Annotated in this window: 3 protein-coding genes and 2 pseudogenes; 4 read left to right on the top strand and 1 reads right to left on the bottom strand. The window is 53.0% G+C overall.

The window, feature by feature from the left end; genetic code table 11:
• The 4 genes and pseudogenes from AQR02_RS17430 to AQR02_RS17415 form a co-directional block, all read left to right on the top strand.
• Positions 1-445, top strand: a pseudogene (locus AQR02_RS17430) (hypothetical protein); the annotation flags it as partial.
• A gap of 192 nt (positions 446-637) precedes the next feature.
• Positions 638-1,764 (top strand): annotated as a pseudogene (locus AQR02_RS17425) (DNA alkylation repair protein).
• Complete coding sequence (locus AQR02_RS17420) at positions 1,761-2,042, top strand: Dabb family protein (RefSeq protein ID WP_054941568.1); 282 nt, start codon at positions 1,761-1,763, stop codon at positions 2,040-2,042. Before AQR02_RS17425 ends, AQR02_RS17420 begins: the two are co-directional and overlap by 4 nt.
• A gap of 79 nt (positions 2,043-2,121) precedes the next feature.
• Entirely contained in the window at positions 2,122-2,655 is a 534-nt protein-coding gene (locus AQR02_RS17415) for a hypothetical protein (RefSeq protein ID WP_054941567.1), read from the top strand.
• 51 nt (positions 2,656-2,706) lie between these two features.
• On the opposite strand, the gene AQR02_RS34480 is transcribed toward AQR02_RS17415, so the two are convergent.
• On the bottom strand, positions 2,707-3,175 hold a 469-nt coding region (locus tag AQR02_RS34480; RefSeq protein WP_245237518.1), incomplete at its 5' end, for a manganese catalase family protein.

The raw sequence follows: 3,175 nt of genomic DNA, 5'->3' as shown, positions 1-3,175 counted from the left end.
CGGTGCCTATCAAGGGTACTACTTTGTGTCTCCGACTGTTAATGGCTGGACTCTTGCCGTTAATTCCTTTATGCCGGATTTGAACGCGTCAGGGGAAGACAATCCGCTGGAAACGGTGAAGCGGCTCAGCAGCCGGTATGGTGAAGCTTGTTATTTCGCCACACACCGTGTTGTCGATTACCATGCCTGGAGTAAGGCTGTAGACGGGGAGCTGATCCGTGCCTACAGCTATGTGGGCGAGTCTGACGAGGTGATAGTTGACGAAGGAGAGCTGACGGCAGAAGAATTAGACAACGGGTTGATCTTCGCCGGATATGATAATTACGAAGATGATGACGCTAATGTTGAAGCCGGCACCATTGACGAATTTAGCGAAGAAGAGTATGAAGAGCTCCCTGTTCCAAAGCTCTGCCATGCTGATCACGTCATCTTCACCCGATGTTGATAGTATTGATCTGCATCGCCGCTTCAGGGAATTGATGTTTCAGCCCGATAAGATTACGGAACTTCGCAACTTTCAGAATCTGTCCGGAAAGAGATTTTCCAAAGCTGACAACGAACATGACACAAGGCTGTCCAGTTCTCCATGGTAAGCTGCATCCAGAAGGTCTAAAGAATCAGCAGGAGGAATGAACTCATGGCGGAACCATTAAAAGCAATGTACAATGAAGGATTTCTGCGGAGCTTCGGCATGAAGCTTCGCCGGGTGTATAGCGCATTTAACACAGATGATTTCGTCGCGGCGGCGATGAAGGAGCCGTGGGAGGCGCTGGAGCTGAAAGCCCGGATGCGGCGGATTACGGAGACACTGGGGGCTTATCTGCCTGCAGACTATGAAGAGGCGTTGGCGGTTCTGTATGAGATAGACAGGGAATGCACTGGTTTTCCGTACCTGATCTTTCCCGATTTCGTCGAGGTATACGGGCAGGGGGATGAGCACTGGGAGCTGTCGATGGCAGCGCTGGAACGGTTTACGCCGGGATCGTCGGCTGAGTTTGCCGTCAGGCCGTTTATGCTGCGTGATCCGCAGCGGATGATGGCACAGATGCAGGTCTGGTCGCACCATGACAATGAGCATGTGCGGCGGCTGGCCAGCGAAGGCAGCCGGCCACGCCTGCCCTGGGGCCAGGCGCTGCCGATGTTCAAGCTCGATCCGTCTCCGGTTCTGCCGGTGCTGGAGCAGCTGAAGGCAGACCCGTCTCTGTATGTGCGTAAAAGTGTCGCCAATAATCTGAACGACATCGCCAAGGACCACCCGGATGTGGTCATAGGCATCGCACGCCGCTGGAAGGGTGTTAGTGAACACACAGACTGGATTGTGCGGCATGGCTGCCGCTCCCTGATCCGCCAAGCAAACCCGGAGATTATGGCTTTATTCGGGTATGCGGACGAGACGGAGGATATGCCGCTGGTGCTGCTGCCTCTCTGTCTGTAGATCCGTCTGTGCTGCAGATTGGCGACAGCTGCGAGCTGCGCTACAGTCTTTGGATCCGTGAAGGTGTTCCGGTGCGTATCCGGATTGAATACGGCATAGACTTCGTGAAAGCGGGCGGGAAAACCTCACGCAAGCTGTTCCTGCTGTCCGATAAGACAGTGCCGGGAGGTTCGAGACTATCAGCGGTACGGACGCACCGCTGGGCAGATTTGACGACCCGCCGCCATTATCCGGGAGAGCACCGGATCACGCTGCTGGTGAACGGGCGTGAGGCCGCATCAGCGCTGCTCAATCTTGAAGCTGATGAAGCAGGAGGAAGCGGAAAATGATCATTAATAATTTAATGATTAAACTAAAAGAACGCAGTCCTGAGCGTATTGCTGCCGCAAAAGACAAGCTGCTCAGCATGCAGGGGAAAATTGAGTACATCCGGGACTTGCGGGTGGAGACGGATATCCGCAGCGGTGCTTACGATCTGATGCTGATTGTTCAATATGAGACGATGGAAGACCTCGAAGCCTATCTTGTCCACCCTGTACATGTTGAGGTATCCGTTTATATTGCCGGTGTGCTGGAATCGGCGGCGTCTTTTTGCTATGAAACTTAGATAAGTGATTCATTCAAGATACTCTCCCGTATACGGGAGGTATCTTTTTTGCAGAATCTGTATTGAAGGAGGAAGGATGATGCGGCCATTGCTGCCTCTGTTTTCGCTGCTGCTCGTGTTTTGGCTTGCCGGGTGTGAGGGGAATACGGTCGATCGGTCAGCGGCTCCAACCGCGGCGGCTCTTCAAATGCCGGAAGAAATGCCGGAGGATTTTGCCTTCTCTGTCCGATTCGGGATTATGGGCAAGAATGAAATGAACACGTTCAACCATACGATCACCAAGGATTTGGTGACCCATGGAACGGCACAAGCAGCATTGACCTTTACAAACAGTGAAATGGCGGACATTTATGCCCGTTTGCGTGAAATTAACATCCTGAGAGAGTTAAATCTGCAGCCGCTGAAGCAAGGCTGCCGTCAGACGCCTTATGAAGAGGAGCACTGGCAGATACAGCTGAATGGGGATCAGCACTCCTTTGACTGGAGTGAGGAGAACTGCGAGGTTGGCGGGGATGCTAAGCGGCTTAAGGAGCTGCGGAGCTATATCTGGGAACGGGTCATAACTAAGCCGGAATATCTGGAGCTGCCTGAAGCGGTGGGCGGATATGATTGAAGCTACAAAAGGGCGTCCTGCACAGGCAGGCGCCCTTATGCTTTATATATGCTAGTCCGTAATGTTGCCGGCCATTTTAAGCCGTTTGGCTATTTCCTTAAAGTCCTCGGCAGAAATGCCGGGTGCGAATTCTTCTTTTGATTCAGGGGCTTCGGGAATCGGTACGCCCTTTGGTGCGCCGGCGATAACTTCAAGCGGGAGCCCGTCCTCCGGATGAGTGCCTTTCCAGATCTGGTCAATGGAGCTGAAATCCTGGTCACTCCAGGTATATAGCTTCGTATGAACGCCTTTTTCCTCGTATTTCCTGGCTTCGGTGAAAGATTTATTGCTTAATGACGGAACCGGCACCAGCTTGGTCACGTTCACACCTGTAGCGATTTCCAGCGCCTTGGCGTAAGCGACAACATGGACGCCGCCGCGGACCAGCAGGAAGCCGACGACTGCGCGCGCAGCCGGATGATCGGTCATTTCATAGACTTTCATTTTATGTGTTCTTGCCCCGCATTCGAGGAAAAGTAAA

Origin of the sequence: Paenibacillus ihuae (assembly GCF_001368795.1) — a bacterium.
Classification (GTDB): domain Bacteria; phylum Bacillota; class Bacilli; order Paenibacillales; family Paenibacillaceae; genus Paenibacillus_AQ; species Paenibacillus_AQ ihuae.
Note: the sequence above shows the minus strand (reverse complement) of the source record. Positions and strands in the feature narration are given on the sequence as shown.